This is a genomic window from Azospirillum oryzae, assembly GCF_008364795.1.
Classification (GTDB): domain Bacteria; phylum Pseudomonadota; class Alphaproteobacteria; order Azospirillales; family Azospirillaceae; genus Azospirillum; species Azospirillum oryzae.
Genome location: NZ_VTTM01000016.1, coordinates 109,949 through 128,323, shown reverse-complemented (window position 1 = coordinate 128,323; position 18,375 = coordinate 109,949). Strand labels below are relative to the sequence as shown.

Here is an 18,375-nt window from a genome sequence, read left to right as displayed (position 1 = left end):
CCACCGATGATGCACCGCACTTCGGAGATTTCCCTGTTCGACGCCCGGATCGCCGCCCAGGCCGCCGGCGTCGCCGTCCGCAAGCTGGACCCGCGCGAGCTGGTCAGGAACCCCGTCATCTTCGTCACCGCCGTGGTGGCCGCGCTGTCCACGGTGCTGGTCCTGCGCGATCTCGCCGGGTTCGGCAATGCCGGCGCCAATGGGAGCGCCGGCATCGGCGTCGCCGGGCAGATCGCCGCCTGGCTGTGGTTCACCGTGCTGTTCGCCAACTTCGCCGAGGCGGTCGCCGAGGGACGCGGCAAGGCCCAGGCCGCCAGCCTGCGCAAGACCAAGACCGAAACCGCCGCCCGGAAGGTCGCCAGCGTCGACGCCACCACCCACCAGTCGGTGCCGGCGGCCAGCCTCCGCGCCGGCGACCTCGTGCTGGTCGAGGCGGGCGACGTGATCCCCGGCGACGGCGACGTGGTGTCCGGCATCGCCACGGTGGACGAAAGCGCCATCACCGGCGAATCCGCCCCCGTGATCCGCGAATCCGGCGGCGACCGCTCGGCCGTTACCGGCGGCACGCGGGTGGTGTCGGACCGCATCGTCGTCCGCATCACCGCCAATCCGGGCGAAAGCTTTCTCGACCGCATGATCGCGCTGGTCGAGGGCGCCAAGCGGCAGAAGACGCCGAACGAGATCGCGCTGAACATCCTGCTGGCGGGCATGTCGATCATCTTCCTGCTGGTGGTGATGACCCTGCCCGCCTTCGCCGATTATTCGGGCGCCGCCATCCCGGTGGCCTTCCTGATCGCGCTGCTGGTGACGTTGATCCCGACCACCATCGGCGGCCTGTTGTCCGCCATCGGCATCGCCGGCATGGACCGGCTGGTCCGCTTCAGCGTCATCGCCAAATCCGGCCGCGCGGTGGAGGCGGCGGGCGACGTGGACGTGCTGCTGCTCGACAAGACCGGCACCATCACGCTGGGCAACCGGCAGGCGTCGGAGTTCATCCCGGTCGGCGGCATCGCCGAGCGCGAGTTGGCCGAGGCCGCCTTCCTGTCCTCGCTGGCCGACGATACGCCGGAGGGCAAGTCGATCGTGGCGCTGGCCCGGCAGCGCTTCGGCTTCGATCCGGCGGCGCTGGACCGCGGCGGGCTGACCTTCATTCCTTTCACCGCCCAGACGCGGATGAGCGGGGTGGACGTCGCCGCGACGGACACGCGGATCCGCAAGGGGGCGCCGGACACCATCGCGGCGATGATCGCCAAGGGGATCGCAAAGGGGATCGCAAAGGGGATCGGCAGCGCAGGGCGCGACCTGACGCTGGCCGTGGAGCGGGTGGCCAAGGCCGGCGGCACGCCGCTGGTGGTGGCGCGCGACGGCCGGGCGCTGGGCGTCGTCTATCTGAAGGACATCGTCAAGCCCGGCATCCGCGAGCGCTTCCTGACCCTGCGCAGCATGGGCATCAAGACGGTGATGGTCACCGGCGACAACCCGCTGACCGCCGCCGCCATCGCCGCCGAGGCCGGGGTGGACGATTTCCTGGCCGAGGCGACGCCGGAGAAGAAGCTGGAACTGATCCGCTCCTATCAGGCGGACGGGCGGCTGGTCGCCATGTGCGGCGACGGCTCCAACGACGCGCCGGCCCTGGCCCAGGCCGATGTCGGGGTGGCCATGAACACCGGCACCCAGGCGGCGCGCGAAGCCGGCAACATGGTGGATCTGGAAAGCGACCCGACCAAGCTGATCGAGATCGTCATGATCGGCAAGCAGCTGCTGATGAGCCGCGGCGCCTTGACAACCTTCTCCATCGCCAACGACGTGGCGAAGTATTTCGCCATCATCCCGGCGCTGTTCATCGCCGCCTATCCGCAACTGCAGGCGCTGAACGTCATGGGGCTGGCCAGCCCGCAGAGCGCCATCCTGTCGGCGATCATCTTCAACGCGCTGATCATCGTCGCGCTGATTCCGCTGGCGCTGAAGGGCGTCACCTACCGCCCGGCGGATGCGGTCAGCCTGCTTCGGCGCAACCTGCTGATCTATGGCCTCGGCGGTCTGGCGGTGCCCTTCGTCGGCATCAAGCTGATCGACATGGCCATCACCACGCTCGGTCTCGTGTGAGGAGCCTCATCGCATGACCAGGGAACTTCGCCCCGCCTTCGTCCTCATCGTCGTCATGACGGTGCTGACCGGCCTTCTCTACCCGCTGGCGGTCACCGGCGCCGCGCAGCTGCTGTTTCCGGCAAAGGCCAACGGCAGCCTGATCGAGCGCGGCGGCACCATCGTCGGCTCCTCGCTGATCGGCCAGTCCTTCGCCGGGGACGCCTATTTCCACCCGCGCCCGTCGGCGGCCGGTCAAGGCTATGACGCGGCGAACAGCGGCGCCGGCAATCTGGGCGCGATCAACAAGGCGCTGATCGAGGCGCAGGCCAAGGCCATCGCGGAGCTGCGGGCGGCCAACCCCGACGCGCCGGGGCCGGTGCCGGCCGACCTCGCCACCGCGTCGGGCAGCGGCCTGGACCCGCACATCTCGCCGGCCGGCGCGGCCTTCCAGGTGGAGCGCGTCGCCAAGGCCCGCAACCTGCCGCCCGACCGCGTCCGCGCCCTGGTGGCGGAGTATACCGAGGGCCGGCAGCTCGGCCTGTTCGGCGAACCGCGGGTGAATGTGCTGCTGCTGAATCTGGCGCTCGACGAGAGGCTGCCGGGGGACCGGTTGAGCAGCCGTTGAGCCGCAGCGAATAAACCACGCACACGCGGAAAAGCCGCCCTCCCTTGCGGGAGAGCGGCCCTTCCGTGCTCAGCGAAGCAATCAGTGCTTCATCTCGCCCAACTGCTTGCGGCTGTCGCCGCTCTTGTCCTTGATGATGCTGTCGTCGGGCTTGCCTTCGACTTCCAGGATGCCGATCAGGCCCTTGGTGGCACGGCTCAGCGCATGGTCGACCAGGGCGTATTTGCCGGGGTATTCGACCTTGAATTCCACCATGGTGGCGCCGCCGGGGGCGACGGTTACGGTCTGGATGCCCTTCGACGGCTCGCTTTCCAGGCCGCCCAGGTTATAGACCTTGTCGAAGATCTCGCCGATGACGTGGAAGGAGGAGGTCAGGTTCGGGCCGCCGACGCCGAAGAACAGGCGGACCGTCTCGCCGACCTTCGCCTTCAGCGGCTTGTCCTTGGTCAGCGCACCGACGGTGCCGTTGAACACCAGATAGCTCGGACGCTCGTTGACGAGGCCGTCATAGTCGTCCTCGGCATTCGCGAGGTTCTTGGCCTTGGTGGCGTAGATTTCCTGCTGCATCACGTAGAATTCGTGATCGACCGGCGGCAGGCCGGCTTCCGGCTCCACCACGATCAGGCCGTACATGCCCTTTGAGATGTGGTGGGCGACCATCGGCGTGGCGCAGTGATAGACGAAGACGCCCGGGGTCAGCGCCTTGAAGCTGAAGGACTTGGTCTGGCCGGGTTCCACCTGGGTGATCTGGCCGCCACCGAGGAAGCCGGTCGCGGCATGGAAGTCGACGGAGTGGTTCATCGTCGATTCCGGCGCGTTGGAGATCGAAACATCCACCGTATCGCCAACCCGCACCCGCACCATCGGACCCGGAACCGTGTTGTTGAAGGTCCAATAGGTGTAGGTGGTGCCGTCATCAAGGGTCGATTCGACCTCGGACGTCGTCAACTGCACCTTGTGGGTCTTCGGCGCCCGCTTGCCGGCCTTTTCCGGCGCCGGGACGGCGGCCGGGTCCTGGACGACGCTGAGCGTGGGCTGCTTGACCTTCGGGTCGGCATAGAGCGTTTCAGCCGCCGAAGCGGCGCCGATACCGGACAGGATCATCAGTGCGGCGGCGCTGACGGTGACGAGGGAGAGCTTGGTCTTCATGGCGTCGTCTCGGCTGGATGTTTCTTGTGAGGGAATATTCCTCCCGCCACCACTGCAGATGCTTGACCGCCGTCAAGTGGAAGACCTGAACGCTATTTTGTCGCAGCCCCTCTTTATTTCCATACAAAGTGTGATGATTTTGCGATTTCAGGACTTCGGTCGAAATGCCACGCAGATTTGCGGGTCCGTCTCGATCCGGCCGGCACCGATCAGGTCGAGGCAATAGGGGATCGCGGGAAACACCGCCATCAGGCAGTCATGGATGGCCGACGGCTTGCCCGGCAGGTTGACGATCAGGCTGCGGCCCCGGATGCCCGCGGTCTGGCGCGACAGGATGGCGGTCGGCACCACCCGCAGACTGACCGAGCGCATCAGTTCGCCGAAGCCCGGCATCATCTTGTCGCAGACCCGCTCCGTCGCCTCCGGCGTCACGTCGCGCGGGGCCGGGCCGGTGCCGCCGGTGGTCACCACCAGATCGCAGCCGGCGAGATCGCACAGCTCGGTCAGGGTCGCGGCGATCAGGTCCAGTTCGTCCGGGATGACCCGCGCCTCCGCCACCCAGGGGGAGGCGACGATGCGCGTCAACTCCTCAGCGATCGCCGGACCGCCCTTGTCCTCGTAGACGCCGCGGCTGGCGCGGTCGGAGACTGTGACGATACCGATCTTTACGGGCCCGATCTGCACCGGTTCGCTCATGGTCGATGGTCCTTTTTCGGTCAGGCGGCACAGGCGACCTGCCGGTAGAGCGCCGGCAACGCCTTGGTCAGGTGGGAAACCTGCGGGAATATGGCATAGGCGCCGCGCCCGAACAGATAGGGGATATAGTCACGCGCCTGGGCGTCGACGGTGATGGCGAAGACCGCCAGCCCGTCGCGCCGTGCCTCGCGGATCGCCTGCCGGGTGTCCTCGATGCCATAGCGGCCTTCGTAATGGTCCACGTCGTTGGGCTTGCCGTCGGTCAGCAGAACCAGAAGCCGGTGGCGGTTCGGCCGGTCGGCAAGCTGGGCGGTGACGTGGCGGATCGCCGCACCCATGCGGGTGTAGTAGCCGGGCTTCAGCGCACCGATGCGGCGGGTGACGGTGGCGCCCAGCGGCTCCTCGAAGTCCTTCAGCGTCTGCACCCGCACCCAGTCGCGCCGGCGCGAGGTGAAGGAATAGAGCGCATGGGCATCGCCGCAGGCGGTCAGGCCGTGGGTCAGCGCTAGCAGCGCCTCCTTCTCCACATCCAGAACGCGGCGGCCCTCGATCCAGCCGTCGGTGGAGAGAGAGCCGTCGACCAGCACCGCCACCGCTAGATCGCGTGCGGCGCTGCGCACCTGCTGGTGCACGCGGTCGCTGCCGCAGCCGCCGGCCTGAAGATCGGCCCGGCTGCGCACCAGGGCGGCCAGATCAAGCTCGTCGCCATCGGCCTGCCCGGTGAACAGCATGCGGCGCGGGCGCAACGCCTCGAACTGGCGGCGGACCTGCCGGATGCGGCGCTGGGCCGCGGCGTCGGGCTGCCAGGACTCACCGTCGGCCGGTGCCGTCTCGGCGATCACACGGCAGTGGTTGGGGAGATGGGCCTGCCGACCGTGGTCCCATTCCGGGTAGCTCAGGGTCGCCACCAGCGGCGTGTCGTCCACCACCGGCGCGCCGAGGTCGAGGTCGAGCTTCAGCGTGGTCGACGCCTTGCGCTGATGCGCGCCGACCGCGATCTCGTCGAGGTCGCCGGCGGCCTTGCGGGCATTCTCCGCGTCGTCGTCATCGACCGCGCGCGGGATGTTCAGCGCCTCGGCGAGGCTCAGCATCTTTTCGAAGCGGTTGAGGATCAGCGGGTCGTTGCGCTGGATCTGGTCGGTCTGCCGGCGGGTCGCGGCGCGGCGGCGCTGGTCGCCCTCGGCCGCCTGCCCGCCCTCGCCGGGGCTGTCCACCGCGGCGGCGGCGTCACGCTCGGCACCCGGTACGACGAGGCCCCACAGCGGCACCGGCAGCAGGCGGGCATAGCCATAGGGAGCCGTGAAGTCAGATAGCGGCACGGTGGGCGCGAGCATGCGCGCCCCTTCGCTGGTGACGGCACCGGCGCCGAGCAGCGCCAGGACGGCGCGCTCGACATCCGCCTCCACCGGCGGCAGGCGGCGGGGCGGCCGGATGACGGCGACGGCGCGGGCCAGTTCCTCATGCATGCCGGACAGGCCGGGCCAGCGCGTCAGCACCCGCACCGTGGTGGCCGCCGCGCCGCGCAGCGCCTGCAGGTCGGCCTGCAGCGGGTCGGCGGGAGCCGGCTCGGCTTCGGCATGGGCGAAGAAGGCGGCGAGCCATTCATAGAGCCGCTCGTTCAGGGCCGGGTCTGGGAACAGGTCGATGACCGTCGGCAACTGCAGCACATTGCCGTCGAGCGCCGCCCGCTCCACCCGCTCCTCCCCCAGCCCGATGCGGCCGAGCAGCGACAGCCGGTGCCCCGACACCGCGGCGGTCCCGGCGGCAAGCCGAACCCCGCGGTCGCCGCCCAGCGCCCGGAAGAACACCGCCAGCCGCGGACGCATGGATTCCAGCGTCACCGCGGCTTCCGGATGATGCGGATAGCTCGACCGTCCGCCGATCAGGCGGTGCCACAGACGGCCGACGGTCTCTTCCGGTTCGAAGAACTCCAGCATGACGATGCCCCCCCGCCCCTTCGATCAACCCCTTCGATCAGCCCAGCGTGACCTCGGCCACGCGCAGCAGGGCGGCGCGGATGTCCGGATCGTCGGTCAGCGGCTCGATCAGGGCGGCGCGGATGGCACGTTCCGGCTTCATGCCGGAGCGGATCAGCGTGGCGCAGTAGATCAGCAGGCGGGTCGACACGCCTTCCTCCAGATCCTGCCCCTTCAGCGCGCGGAGCGCGTTGGCGAGGCGGACCAGCGGGGCGACGCGGTTCTCGGGCAGGCCGCTTTCGGTGGCGACGATGGGGATCTCGCGCTCGGGCGACGGGAAATCGAACTCGACGGCCAGGAAGCGCTGGCGGGTGCTGGGCTTCAGCGCCTTCAGCACATTCTGGTAGCCGGGGTTGTAGGACACCACCAGCATGAAGCCCGCGGGCGCCTCCAGCGTCTCGCCGGTGCGGTCCAGCGGCAGGATGCGGCGGTCGTCGGTCAGCGGGTGCAGCACGACGGTGACGTCCTTGCGCGCCTCCACCACCTCGTCCAGATAGCAGATCGCGCCTTCGCGGACGGCACGGGTGAGAGGCCCGTCGGCCCAGACGGTGTCGCCGCCTTTCAGCAGATAGCGGCCGGTCAGGTCGGCGGCGGTCAGGTCGTCGTGGCAGGACACGGTGTAGAGCGGCCGGCCGAGCTTGGCCGCCATATGGGCGACGAAGCGGGTCTTGCCGCAGCCGGTCGGCCCCTTCAGCAGAAGAGGCAGGCGGTGGTTGTAGGCATGCTCGAACAGCGCGCACTCGTCGCCCGTCGGCTGATAGTAGGGCAGATCGGCACTGTTGGCGGCATCGGCGGTACCGGGGACGGCGGCAAGGGTGGCGGCGCTGCGGATCATGGGAAGGACTCCTGGAAAACGGACGGCCCCCGCCGCGGATGCGAACGGGGGCCGGAGGTTCGAGGCTTACTCGGCCGCCTGGAGGCCGCCGGCGACGGCAACCGGACGCTCCTCACGGGCCGGGCCGAAGATGGCGTAGAGGTAGACCAGCACGCCGATCCCGACGGCGACGCCGCCGCCCAGACGCAGCCAGTAGAACATGGCGATCTGTTCCTGGACCTCCATGTAACCCATGCCCATCACGCGCTGCAGGTGGGTCTGCACGATGCCGGCGGCGGTCAGGGCGAAGGTCATGAAGGCCATGCCGCCGCTCATCAGCCAGAAGCTCCAGATGTTGAGGGTCTGGTTGTAGGGCGCCCGGCCGCGCAGGTAGGGCATCGCGTAGGTGATGATGGCGAGGTTGATCATCGCATAGGCGCCGTAGAAGGCGAGGTGCCCGTGCGCCGCGGTCACCTGGGTGCCGTGGGTGTAGTAGTTGATCGGGGCCAGCGTGTGCAGGAAGCCCCACAGCCCGGCGCCGAAGAAGGCGAAGACCGCGCAGCCCAGCGACCACAGCATCGCCGCCTTGTTCGGGTGACGACGGCCGCTCTTCCACACCATCATGAAGGCGAAGACGACCATGGTGAAGAAGGGGGCGACTTCCAGCGTGGAGAACAGCGAGCCGATCCACTGCCAGTAACCGGGCGTGCCGATCCAGTAATAATGGTGGCCGGTGCCGAGGATGCCGCTGAACAGGGCGAGGCCGACCATGGCGTACAGCCACTTCTCAACGACCTCACGGTCGACGCCGGTCATCTTGATCATCAGGAAGGCGAGGATGGAGGCCAGGACCAGTTCCCACACGCCTTCGACCCACAGATGGACGACGTACCACCAGTACATCTTGTCCAGGGCCAGGTTGCCCGGGTTGTAGAAGGAGAACAGGAAGAAGATGGCGATGCCCCACATGCCCACCAGCAGGATGTTGGTGATGACCGTGCGGCGACCCTTCAGCACCGTCAGCGTGACGTTGTAGAGGAACATCAGCGCGACGACGACGATGGCGGCCTTGATCCACAGCGGCTGTTCCAGGAACTCGCGCCCCTCATGGATGCGGAAGACATAGCCGACGACGGCGGCCAGCGCGCCGAAGACGAACAGGCCGAGCTGGATCAGCGCCAGCTTCGGGCTGTGCAGTTCGGTTTCAGCCTCTTCCGGGATCAGATAATAGGCGGCGCCGAAGAAGCCGATCAGCAGCCAGACGATCAGCGCGTTGGTGTGGATCATCCGGATGATGTTGAAGGGCAGCAGCTCCGACATCGTGTTGGGCAGCACATAGACGGTGCCGGCCAGGAGACCCACCAGGATCTGCACACCGAACAGTCCCATGGCCGCCGCGAAGTAATAGAGGGCGACTTTTTGCGATTCGTACTTCATGACGGAAATCTCCTCAGCCCGACAGCTTGGGCGGCCAGTTCTGGGTGTTGATGCGGCTGGTCCATTCCAGGAAGGCGGCGAGATCCTCGACCTCCTTTTCGGTCAGGTTGAACTGCGGCATCTGGCGCCGGCCCTCGATCCCGGAGGGCTGGGCCGCCATCCAGCCCTTCAGCGCCATCACGGCGCCCTCCGGGTCCTTGTCGCCGCCGTAGCGCAGCCAGACATTGCCCAGCTCGGGGGCGAAATAGGCGCCCTCGCCGAGCAGCGTGTGGCAGTTGATGCAGGAGTTCTTTTCCCACACATGCTTGCCACGGGTGACCGCCTCGGTCAGCCCCTTCTTGTCTGTGCTGGTGTTGACGATGTAATTGTGGCTGAGCGCGGTCATCGTGACGAATGTCGCGAAGAAGAACAGCGATCCGCCATAGAAGATGTTTCGCGCGGCCGCCTTGGTAAAGCGTTCGGTCATCGCTCGGGATCCCTGGAAATCTCGATCTGTCGGTCGAGTGGGGGTCGGTTCGGGAGGCGTTGGTTGCGCGAAGCCGCAGTCTGGAAGCAGGGGCCGGAAGACGGGCGTCGCAGCGTCTTACCGCCACGGGTCGGACGAATAATTGACCGTGGCGGAAGGTCATTCCTTGACCGTGGTCAAGCCGATGGCGGGGCCGGCGACATATCATTCGCATACGTGATGACAAGCTTTGGACACCGGGAATTGGATATGGCCGACATCGAGATGAGGGGCCTGGAGATGAGGGGCCCGGAACTGACGGGACCCGAAGAAAGGGCGGGCGGCCTCGCCGCCCTGCCCGGCAACCTGATGATGTGGATCCTGATCTTCAGCGAACTCGCGGTGTTCGGCGCCGCCTTCATCGGCTTCGCCGTCGCCCGCGTGCTGGACCCGGCGACCTTCGCCGCGGGTCAGGCGCATCTGAACGGCACGGCGGGGGCGCTGAACACCATGGTGCTGGTGACCAGCGGCTATCTGGCCGCCCGCGGCGTCGCCGCCGGCCGGCGCGGCGCGGTGGCGCAGGCGCGCCGGGCGATGATGATGGCGGCGGCGGTGGGATCGGTGTTCCTGGCGGTGAAGGCGATGGAATATTCGGCGACACTGGGCGCCGGCCTGACCATCGACACCGATACCTTCTTCACCCTCTATTTCCTGCTGACCGGTTTCCACGCCCTGCATGTGGTGCTGGGAATCGTCATCCTGCTGCTGGTCAGCCGGTCCGGCCCCGAGACGATGCCCGAAACGCTGATTGAGAATCTGGAGACCGGGGCGGCCTTCTGGCACATGGTGGATCTGGTCTGGGTGATCCTCTATCCGCTCGTCTATCTGATCCGCTGAGGAGACCGGCCATGACGCATTTCAAGAAGATCGACCGGCTGACGCTGTCCTGGCTGGTGCTGATCGGCCTGACCGCCGTCACCCTGCTGTTCGCCCGCCATGGCGATGCGGGCGGCAGCGTCGGCATCGCCGGGGCGGCTCTGCTGCTGGCGCTGGCCGTGGCGAAGGGACGGGAAATCCTTCTGCATTACCTGGAATTGGATCAGGCCGGACCGGGCTGGCGGCTGGCGATGACCGGCTGGCTGGTGTTGCTGTGCGGGGTCATCCTGTTGGTCACCACCGCCGGCGCGCTGGGCTGGATCGGCCCGCACTGACACCGACATCAAGGATAGTTCGTCATGACCGAAGCCAAGTTGGGCCTGATTCTGACCAGCGTAGCCGTCATCGTGGTGGCGGTGGCGTTGCACCGCCAACGCGCACTGGGGCGCAACGGGCTGGTGACGGTGATCGCCGCCACCGCCGCCGTCTTCGCCGCGATGTTCTTCACCCAGTGATCCCGCTCACGCCGTCAACAGCGTCGCCACCAGTTCGGTCTCCGGGTCCGCCAGATCGTCGATGACGTCGAAATGGTGGCGCCCCTCGGCCAGCCGCAGCGCGGTCGCCGCGCCCAGGCCTAGCCAGACATTGGCGAGCAGTTCCGACTGACGGACGAACTCCGGCCGCTCGTCGGCCCCCACCCAGCAGGTGATGCCGGTGCCCGGGCGGGGACGCAGCAGGGCCGGGCTTTCCGCCGCGGCCTCCGTCTCGTCCAGCCGCAGCGTGGCGTTCATGCCGGTGTTCAGCAGCGGGCGCAGGTCGTGCAGGCCGCTGATGGAAACCACGTGCTCCACCCGTGCCCGCACCTCTTCCGACAGGGGAGAGTCGGCGCAGGCGAGGCGGCTGACCAGATGGCCGCCGGCGGAATGGCCGGTCAGGCGCAGCGGGCCGGCCTCCGCGTTGGCGATGGCTTCCACCGCCCGCGCCACCTGCCGGGTGATGCCGGCGATGCGGTTTTCCGGACAGAGCGTGTAACTCGGCATGGCGACCGCCCAACCGCGCGCGAGTGGCCCGGCCGCCAGATGCGACCAGCGCCCCTTGTCGAACGCCATCCAGTAGCCACCATGGACGAAGACCACCGTTCCCCTGGCCACCCCCTCCGGCCGGAACAGGTCATAGCGTTCGCGCTCCCCGTCGCCATAGGGCAGTTCCAGTTCCGCCCGGCCGGTGCCGGCAATCTCCGCCCGGAAGGCGGCGGCCCGCTCCGCCCATTGCGCGGGATAGGCATCGCCGCCGGGGATGTAGGCGCTGTTGCTGTAGGCGTCGTCCCAATCCGCGATCTTGCTCAATCCCGTCAAAGCACCGTCCTCACCCGCCAGAGTTCCGGGAAAAGCTCCACCGCCAGCATGTTGCGCAGATAAGACACGCCGCCGGTGCCGCCGGTGCCGCGCTTGAAACCGATCACCCGTTCCACCGTCGTGACGTGGTTGAAGCGCCAGCGGCGGAAGTAATCCTCGAAATCCACCAGCTTCTCGGCCAGTTCGTAGAGCGGCCAATGTTCCTCGGGCGACTGGTAGATGACCCGCCACGCCTCGGTCACGCCGTCATGGGACTGGTGGGTCTTGGACACGTCGCGCTCCAGCACCTCAGCCGGAACCGGAATGCCGTTGCGGGCGAGCAGGCGCAGCGCTTCGTCATACAGGCTGGGACGCGACAGTTCCTGTTCCAGCATTGCATGGATTTCCGGACGGTGGGCGTGGGGCCGCAGCATCGCCGGATTGCGGTTGCCCAGCAGGAATTCGATCTCCCGGTACTGGTAGGACTGGAAGCCGGAGGACTGGCCGAGATCGTCGCGGAAGCGGGTGTATTCGCTGGGCGTCATCGTGCGCAGCACGTCCCAGGCGGAGTTCAGCTGTTCGAAGATGCGGGCGACGCGGGCCAGCATCTTGAAGGCGGGCGACAGCCGGTCCTCGCGGATCGCCTCGCGGGCGGCGCGGATCTCGTAGACGGCCAGCCGCATCCACAGTTCCGACGTCTGGTGCTGGATGATGAACAGCATCTCGTCATGGGCGGTGGAACGCGGGACCTGCGCCCCCAGGATACGGTCCAGCTGCAGATAGTCGCCGTAGGACATCCGCCCGTCGAAGGTCATCTGGGCGCCCTCGTCCGCCGGATCGTAAGGTCCCCTCTCATCCTGCCCGCTCATGTTACGATCGCCTTCTTGTGGTATTCGGGCCGGTCCCAAAGCCCGCCGTCCATAACCTGTTTCAGAATCGCGACGGCGCCCCGCACCTCCGCCTCGCCGATGTAGAGCGGGGTGAATCCGAAGCGCAAAACGTCCGGCGCCCGGAAGTCGCCGATCACGCCTCGGTCGATCAGCGCCTGCATGATGGCGTAGCCCTGGGGGTGGCGGAACGACACCTGACTGCCGCGCCGGTTACCCTCGCGCGGGGAGGCAAGCTCCAGCATCGGGCATTGCGCCTCGACCAGTTCGATGAACAGGTCGCACAGCGCGACGGAGGCGCGGCGGATGTCGGCCATGTCGACATCGTCCCAAACATCCAGCGCGGCATCGAGCGCGGCCAGCGCGATCACCGGCGGGGTGCCGACGCGCATGCGCTCCACCCCGGCACCCGGCCGATAGGAGGGGTCGAAGGCGAAGGGCGCCTCATGCCCCATCCAGCCGGACAGCGCCGGCCGCGCCGTCTCCGCATGCTGCGGGGCGACATAGATGAAGGCCGGGGCGCCCGGCCCGCCATTCAGATACTTATAGGTGCAGCCGACGGCGAAATCGGCCCCGGCGCCGGCCAGATCGACCGGCAGCGCGCCGGCGGAATGGGCGAGGTCCCACACCGTCACCACCCCCGCTGCATGGGCCTTTGCGGTCAGTGCCGCCATATCGTGCAGGCGCCCGGTCCGGTAATCGACCTGGGTCAGCATCAGCACGGCGACATCCTCGCCGATGGCGGCCTCGACCTCCTCCGGCGCCACCACCTTCAGAACATGGCCGCGGCCCAGCGTTTCGATCAGCCCCTCCGCCATATAGAGGTCGGTGGGGAAATTGCCGCTGTCGGACAGGATGACCCGGCGATCCGGCCGCATCGCCAGCGCGGCGGCCAGCGCCTGATAGACCTTGATCGACAGGGTGTCGCCAACCACGACGCTGCCCTCCGGCGCGCCGATCAGGCGGGCGATGCGGTCGCCGACCTTGCCCGGCTGCCCCATCCAGCCGGCGCTGTTCCAGCCGCGGATCAACTGGCCGCCCCATTCATCGGCCAGGGTGCGGGCCACCCGCTCCTCGACAGCGACCGGCAGCGGCCCCAGCGAGTTGCCGTCGAGATAGATCACGCCCTCCGGAATGCGGAAGCGGGCGCGGGTCTTCTGAAAATCGGTCATCGATCTGACTGCTCCTTCCCGGTGAAGGATGCCCGGCAATCGATGGCATTGCAAATTGTCGCGATACTTAAGCGTATCAGACGATATGAATTCTCCATTGTCGCGGAGGCCGCGAAAGTGGAGGATCGCAGCAGCCGGAACCCCCGGCCCCTGCCATTTCCTCCGCCATCACCGCCCTTATCACCAACAAGGACCGGACGAACCGCCATGTTCAACGCGCTTTCCCGCCAGCCCGACGACGCCCTGCTCGCCCTGATCGGGCTGTACAAGCAGGATCCGCGGCCGGGCAAGGTCGATCTCGGCGTCGGGGTCTACCGTGACGAGGAGGGGCGCACCCCGGTCTTCCGCGCGGTCAAGGCGGCGGAACGGCTGCTGCTCGACGGGCAGGACAGCAAATCCTACCTGGGGCTGGAGGGCGACGCCGGATATCTGGAACGGCTGTGGTCGCTGGTCGGCGGCAAGGCCGGGACGAAAGTCACCGCCGCCGGCGTGCAGACCCCCGGCGGGTCGGGCGCGCTGCGTCTGGCCGCCGACCTCGTCCTGCGCGGCGGGTCGAAGCGCGTGCTGGTCGGCCAGCCGACCTGGCCCAACCATGTCGGCATCTTCGCCGCCGCCGGGCTGGAGGTGGTCAGCCATCCCTTCTTCGACACCGCCGGACAGACCGTGCTGTTCGACCGCATGGTCGCGGCGTTCGAGGCGGCGCAGCCGGGCGACGTCGCCCTGCTGCACGGCAGCTGCCACAACCCGACGGGCGCGCCGCTGTCGCTCGACCAGTGGAAGACGATCGCGGCGGTGCTGGAGACGCGCGGCGTGCTGCCGCTGGTCGATCTCGCCTATCAGGGCTTCGGCCGCGGGCTAGACGAGGATGCGGAGGGGCTGCGTTACCTGATCGGGGCCGTTCCGGAAACGCTGGTCGCCGTGTCGTCGTCCAAGTCCTTCGGCCTCTACCGCGAGCGCACCGGCGCAATCTTCGCCGTCGCCGCGGCGCCGGCCGCCGCCGATCTTGCCAAGTCCAACCTGATGGCGCTGGCCCGCACCAGCTATTCGATGCCGCCCGACCATGGCGCCGCCGTCGTCCGCACCATCCTGAGCGATGCCGCCCTGACCGCCGACTGGACCGCCGAACTGGACGGCATGCGCGCCCGCATCGCCGCCATCCGCCGCAAGCTGGCCGCCGGGCTGGCCGGCGCCTTCCCCGCCCTGACGGCGGTGGCGGAGCAGGAGGGCATGTTCTCGCTGCTGCCGCTGACCGAGGCGGAGGTGCTGCGCCTGCGCGCCGACCATGCGATCTACATGCCGACCTCCGGCCGCATCAACATCGCCGGCCTGAAGACGGCCGAGGTGGACGACGTGGTGGCGAAGTTCGCGGCCCTGCGCTGAGAGGACTGACGACCATGGCCGCGACCCTCCAGGCCCCGCCCGCCGCGGTGGAGCGTCACCAGCTCTATGAAGACGCGCTCGCCATGCTGATGGGCACGCTGTTCATCGCGCTGGGCATGCTGATCTATTCCAAGACGATGCTGCTGACCGGCAGCACAGCCGGTCTGGCGCTGCTGCTGAGCTACGTCACCAAGGTTCAGTTCGGCATCATCTTCTTCGCGATCAACCTGCCTTTTTATTGGCTGGCCTGGAAGCGGCTGGGCTGGCAGTTCACGGCGCGCACCTTCATTGCCGTGGCGCTGGTGACCTTGTTTTCCCGCCTGACCGACCAGTGGGTGGGCTTCACCCATCTGGACCCGGTCTATGCCACGGTGGTGGGCAGCGGCCTGTGCGGCACCGGGCTGTTGATGCTGTTCCGCCACCGCACCGGGCTGGGCGGCGTCAACATCCTGGCGATCTACCTGCAGGAGCGCTATGGCATCCGCGCCGGCTATTTCCAGCTCGGCGTCGACCTCGCCATCCTCGGGGGCGCCTTCTTCGTGCTGGCGCCGGACCGGCTGCTGCTGTCGATCCTGGGGGCCGTGATCGTCAACATCACGCTGGCGATCAACCACAAGCCGGGGCGTTATCTCGGCATCAGCTGAGGTGTGACCGCTGCGGGCGCCTGAAGCTTAGAGTCTGTCCGATGCTTATTGAAGCATCGGACAGACTCTAGCCTTCTGATTTTCCGTGCGATTCACGCTTCAGACGATTCCGTCTGAACCGATCGCACTCTAGCGCCCGCAGCAGGCCTTGTGCTTGCGCCCCGAGCCGCAGGGGCAGGGATCGTTGCGGCCGACCTTCACCACCCGGCGCGGCGGGTCCTTCGGGTTCAGGACGCTGTCGACATAGAGCCAGCGCCCGTCGATCCGGCGGAAGCGCGACCGTTCGTGCAGCGGCCATTCCTCCCCGTCGCGGCGGAAGGTCAGGAAGAACTCGACCATGCCGTCGTCGCCGGTCTCCTCCGCCTTCATGACGATCAGCGGCCCCCACTCGCATTCCTCCGCCACCCGTTCGGCGTCGGCCCGGCTGAAGGCGGCGTGGGTTTCCGGGGCGCAGCTTCGCTCGATATGGTCGATGTCGTGGCGGACGAAGGCGGTGTAGCGCGACCGCATCAGCGCTTCGGCCGAGGGCGCGGGCTGCCCGGCCAGGATCGGGCCGCAGCAGCGGTCGAATTCGACACCCGAACCGCAGGGGCAGGCGGACTTCACGATAGAGTTCCTTCCATAAGCATCGAGTAACGGCCGGCGGCACGGTGCCTGCCAAAACTTAACGCCGTCTCAACATTTCCCGCCGGATCCTGTGACCCGGGCCGGCGATATTGACGCTTGGCGTGGGCATCGTCTAGATCGGCCAGCCCTGCAAACGGGGTATGGCGCAAACGGGGTGTGGCGATGAGCGCGCGGATCGGCAGCAAGGTGGTCGGCAGCACGATGACGGCGACGGGCGAGCGGCGGCGGCTCAGCCTGTTTTTCAGGTCCCTGTCCGGCCGCCATGCCGATGTGGCGACGATGCGGCTGCCCACCGCCCGCGCCGTGCTGCTGCGTCTGGCCGGCGCCGCCCTGTTCCTGGCGCTGGCGGTCGGCGGCATCGCCTTTCTGGTCGAGGTCGAGATCGCCGACGGCCGGGTCGTCGAACTGGCGCGCGAGGAATCGGCGGCTTTCCTGACCGAAGCCCGCTCGTCGCTCGCCGCCGGGGCCGCCGATTCGGATTTGGAGGCGTCGCTCCAGCGCTTCATGGCCAGCCGCAACGGGTTGCGCCTGAACCATGGCGACGGCCACTTCATCGTCGCGGAGCTTTATACACCGGATCAGCGGAAGACGGCCGAATATGTCGCCCCCGGTGCGGAGTGGGCGGAACAGCGGCTATCCTCCACCCGGCATGGCTTTCCCACGGACGGCGAGGCGATCTACGACCGCTTCACGCTCGACGGGCATATCTTCATCCAGACGATGGAGCCGCTGCTCGATTCCGATGGCCGGCTGCTCGGCTATTTCGAAAGCGTCTTCCAGCTCTCGGCCCGCCGGTCGCACGAGATCCTGCGCGACACCGCCACGGTGGTCGCCGTGTCGTCGCTGTCGGTGCTGGGGACGGCACTCGTCCTGCTGCCGATCTTCGGGGCCTACAACCGGGGCATCCTGCGGCTGTCGCGCGGCCTGCTCGACGCCAACATCGGCATGCTGACGGCGCTGGGCAGCGCCATCGCCAAGCGCGACAGCGACACCAACGCCCACAATTACCGGGTGACGGTCCTCGCCATCCGGCTGGCCGAGGCGCTGGGGCTGGAGGATGCGGCGATCCGGCAGCTGGTGAAGGGCGCCTTCCTGCATGATGTCGGCAAGATCGCCATTCCCGACAGCATCCTGCTGAAACCCGGCAAGCTGGATGCCGAGGAGTTCGCGGTGATGAAGACCCATGTCGTCCATGGACTGGACATCGTCGGCTCGTCCGACTGGCTGGCCGATGCGGCCGACGTGGTCGGCGGCCATCACGAGAAGTTCGACGGATCGGGCTATCCGCGCGGGCTGAAGGGAGAGGCGATTCCGATTTCCGCCCGCATCTTCGCCGTCGCCGACGTGTTCGACGCCCTCACCTCCCGCCGGCCCTACAAGGAGCCGATGTCCTACGCCACCACCATGGGCATCCTCGCCGACGGCGCCGGCAAGCATTTCGACCCGGCGGTGCTCGCCCGCTTCACCGCCATCGCCGCGGGTCTGCACGAGCAACTGACCGAGATGGGCGACGACGGGGTGCGGGACGAGCTGCGCGGGCTGGTGATGCGCTATTTCAAGCTGGCCTGAGGCGGCTCAAGCGGTGAGGCCGCGCAGGAACAGGTCCACCGCCTTGTCGACGAAGGCGTGGCGCTCCTCCTCCGTCGGTGCGGGGCAGAGGCCGAGCACCAGCTGGCAATAGGCGCCGCCCTGCATGGCGGCCAGGAACTGCCGGGCGACGAAGGCCGGGTCGTCGGTGACGATCACCCCGCGCTCTGCCAAGCGGGTGAACAGGGCGACGAAATTGGCGATGCCCTGCTCCGGCCCCGCCTGGAAATAGAGCTGGGCGGCGACCGGCATCCGCGTCGCCTCCCCCACCACCGCCTGATGGACGCGGATCGCCGCATCCGACCAGAGCAGGTCGGTGAAGCGGCGGCCGACCTGGACCAGGACGTCGCGCAACGGCATGCGATCGAACATCTCCGGCGAAAAGCGCAGGCCGCGCCGTTCGCATTCGGCGGAGATCACCGCGGTGTAAAGCTCCTCCTTCGACGGAAAGCGGGTGTAGAGGGTGGTCTTGGACACCCGCGCCTGCTGCGCCACCTGATCCATCGACGTGGCGGCATAGCCAAGCTCCAGAAACACCTCCCGCGCGGCTGCGACGATCTGTTCCGCCTTCGCATCATGGGACGCGGGCGGATGAGACGTTTTTTGCTCCGATGACTGCACTGAACTGTACCGTTCAC

Annotated in this window: 19 protein-coding genes; 8 read left to right on the top strand and 11 right to left on the bottom strand. The window is 67.8% G+C overall.

The genetic code is table 11. From position 1 onward, the window contains the following. Positions 1-6: 6 nt before the first annotated feature. Together kdpB and kdpC are read left to right on the top strand one after the other, a co-directional pair. On the top strand, positions 7-2,106 hold the full coding sequence (gene kdpB, locus FZ938_RS28150) for a potassium-transporting ATPase subunit KdpB (RefSeq protein WP_149201573.1): 2,100 nt from the start codon (positions 7-9) through the stop codon (positions 2,104-2,106). A 13-nt stretch (positions 2,107-2,119) separates the two neighbouring features. Further along, complete coding sequence (kdpC, locus tag FZ938_RS28145) at positions 2,120-2,713, top strand: potassium-transporting ATPase subunit KdpC (protein ID WP_149201572.1); 594 nt, start codon at positions 2,120-2,122, stop codon at positions 2,711-2,713. 81 nt (positions 2,714-2,794) lie between these two features. On the opposite strand, the gene nirK is transcribed toward kdpC, so the two are convergent. The 6 genes from nirK to FZ938_RS28115 all read right to left on the bottom strand — a co-directional run bounded on the left by nirK (position 2,795) and on the right by FZ938_RS28115 (position 9,251). Continuing rightward, the gene (nirK, locus tag FZ938_RS28140; protein ID WP_149201571.1) at positions 2,795-3,862 is read right to left on the bottom strand and encodes a copper-containing nitrite reductase; all 1,068 of its coding nucleotides are present in this window, start codon (positions 3,860-3,862) and stop codon (positions 2,795-2,797) included. Positions 3,863-4,009: 147 nt separating this feature from the next. Then, positions 4,010-4,558, bottom strand: a complete 549-nt coding sequence (gene mog / locus FZ938_RS28135; RefSeq protein WP_149201570.1) for a molybdopterin adenylyltransferase — start codon at positions 4,556-4,558, stop codon at positions 4,010-4,012. A gap of 20 nt (positions 4,559-4,578) precedes the next feature. Further along, the gene (locus tag FZ938_RS28130; protein ID WP_149201569.1) at positions 4,579-6,495 is read right to left on the bottom strand and encodes a nitric oxide reductase activation protein NorD; all 1,917 of its coding nucleotides are present in this window, start codon (positions 6,493-6,495) and stop codon (positions 4,579-4,581) included. Positions 6,496-6,532: 37 nt separating this feature from the next. Beyond that, positions 6,533-7,369 carry a CbbQ/NirQ/NorQ/GpvN family protein gene (locus FZ938_RS28125; protein WP_174757540.1) on the bottom strand — a complete coding sequence of 279 codons (837 nt, stop codon included), beginning with the start codon at positions 7,367-7,369 and terminating at the stop codon, positions 6,533-6,535. 66 nt (positions 7,370-7,435) lie between these two features. Continuing rightward, complete coding sequence (locus FZ938_RS28120) at positions 7,436-8,785, bottom strand: cbb3-type cytochrome c oxidase subunit I (RefSeq protein ID WP_149201568.1); 1,350 nt, start codon at positions 8,783-8,785, stop codon at positions 7,436-7,438. A 13-nt stretch (positions 8,786-8,798) separates the two neighbouring features. Further along, a complete protein-coding gene (locus FZ938_RS28115) occupies positions 8,799-9,251 on the bottom strand; it encodes a c-type cytochrome (protein ID WP_149201567.1) in 453 nt (150 codons plus the stop codon). 249 nt (positions 9,252-9,500) lie between these two features. On the opposite strand from FZ938_RS28115, the gene FZ938_RS28110 reads away from it, so the two are divergent. The 3 genes from FZ938_RS28110 to FZ938_RS30740 are packed head-to-tail and all read left to right on the top strand — an operon-like array spanning position 9,501 to position 10,621. After that, on the top strand, positions 9,501-10,127 hold the full coding sequence (locus FZ938_RS28110) for a cytochrome c oxidase subunit 3 (protein ID WP_149201566.1): 627 nt from the start codon (positions 9,501-9,503) through the stop codon (positions 10,125-10,127). 11 nt (positions 10,128-10,138) lie between these two features. Next, positions 10,139-10,441: a cytochrome C oxidase subunit IV family protein gene (locus FZ938_RS28105; RefSeq protein ID WP_246458062.1), complete on the top strand. Its 303-nt coding sequence runs from the start codon at positions 10,139-10,141 to the stop codon at positions 10,439-10,441. Positions 10,442-10,465: 24 nt separating this feature from the next. Next, the gene (locus FZ938_RS30740; protein ID WP_174757539.1) at positions 10,466-10,621 is read left to right on the top strand and encodes a hypothetical protein; all 156 of its coding nucleotides are present in this window, start codon (positions 10,466-10,468) and stop codon (positions 10,619-10,621) included. 6 nt (positions 10,622-10,627) lie between these two features. On the opposite strand, the gene FZ938_RS28100 is transcribed toward FZ938_RS30740, so the two are convergent. The 3 genes from FZ938_RS28100 to kynU are packed head-to-tail and all read right to left on the bottom strand — an operon-like array spanning position 10,628 to position 13,499. Continuing rightward, positions 10,628-11,461, bottom strand: a complete 834-nt coding sequence (locus FZ938_RS28100) for an alpha/beta hydrolase (RefSeq protein WP_149201565.1) — start codon at positions 11,459-11,461, stop codon at positions 10,628-10,630. Next, on the bottom strand, positions 11,458-12,309 hold the full coding sequence (gene kynA / locus FZ938_RS28095) for a tryptophan 2,3-dioxygenase (RefSeq protein ID WP_149201564.1): 852 nt from the start codon (positions 12,307-12,309) through the stop codon (positions 11,458-11,460). The genes FZ938_RS28100 and kynA overlap by 4 nt, the downstream gene beginning before the upstream one ends. Beyond that, positions 12,306-13,499, bottom strand: a complete 1,194-nt coding sequence (gene kynU / locus FZ938_RS28090; protein WP_149201563.1) for a kynureninase — start codon at positions 13,497-13,499, stop codon at positions 12,306-12,308. Before kynU ends, kynA begins: the two co-directional genes overlap by 4 nt. 207 nt (positions 13,500-13,706) lie before the next feature. Between kynU and FZ938_RS28085 the strand changes: the two genes are divergently transcribed. Both FZ938_RS28085 and FZ938_RS28080 read left to right on the top strand, forming a co-directional pair. After that, complete coding sequence (locus FZ938_RS28085) at positions 13,707-14,879, top strand: amino acid aminotransferase (protein WP_149201562.1); 1,173 nt, start codon at positions 13,707-13,709, stop codon at positions 14,877-14,879. A 14-nt stretch (positions 14,880-14,893) separates the two neighbouring features. Beyond that, complete coding sequence (locus tag FZ938_RS28080) at positions 14,894-15,523, top strand: YitT family protein (RefSeq protein WP_149201561.1); 630 nt, start codon at positions 14,894-14,896, stop codon at positions 15,521-15,523. A 129-nt stretch (positions 15,524-15,652) separates the two neighbouring features. Here FZ938_RS28080 and FZ938_RS28075 read toward each other — a convergent pair whose 3' ends face one another. Further along, on the bottom strand, positions 15,653-16,129 hold the full coding sequence (locus FZ938_RS28075) for a YchJ family protein (protein ID WP_149201560.1): 477 nt from the start codon (positions 16,127-16,129) through the stop codon (positions 15,653-15,655). 183 nt (positions 16,130-16,312) lie between these two features. Between FZ938_RS28075 and FZ938_RS28070 the strand changes: the two genes are divergently transcribed. Then, positions 16,313-17,719, top strand: a complete 1,407-nt coding sequence (locus tag FZ938_RS28070; protein ID WP_246458060.1) for an HD-GYP domain-containing protein — start codon at positions 16,313-16,315, stop codon at positions 17,717-17,719. A gap of 6 nt (positions 17,720-17,725) precedes the next feature. Here the strand turns inward: FZ938_RS28070 and FZ938_RS28065 are convergent, their stop codons facing one another. Next, positions 17,726-18,358, bottom strand: a complete 633-nt coding sequence (locus FZ938_RS28065) for a TetR/AcrR family transcriptional regulator (RefSeq protein ID WP_149201559.1) — start codon at positions 18,356-18,358, stop codon at positions 17,726-17,728. Positions 18,359-18,375 lie beyond the last annotated feature (17 nt).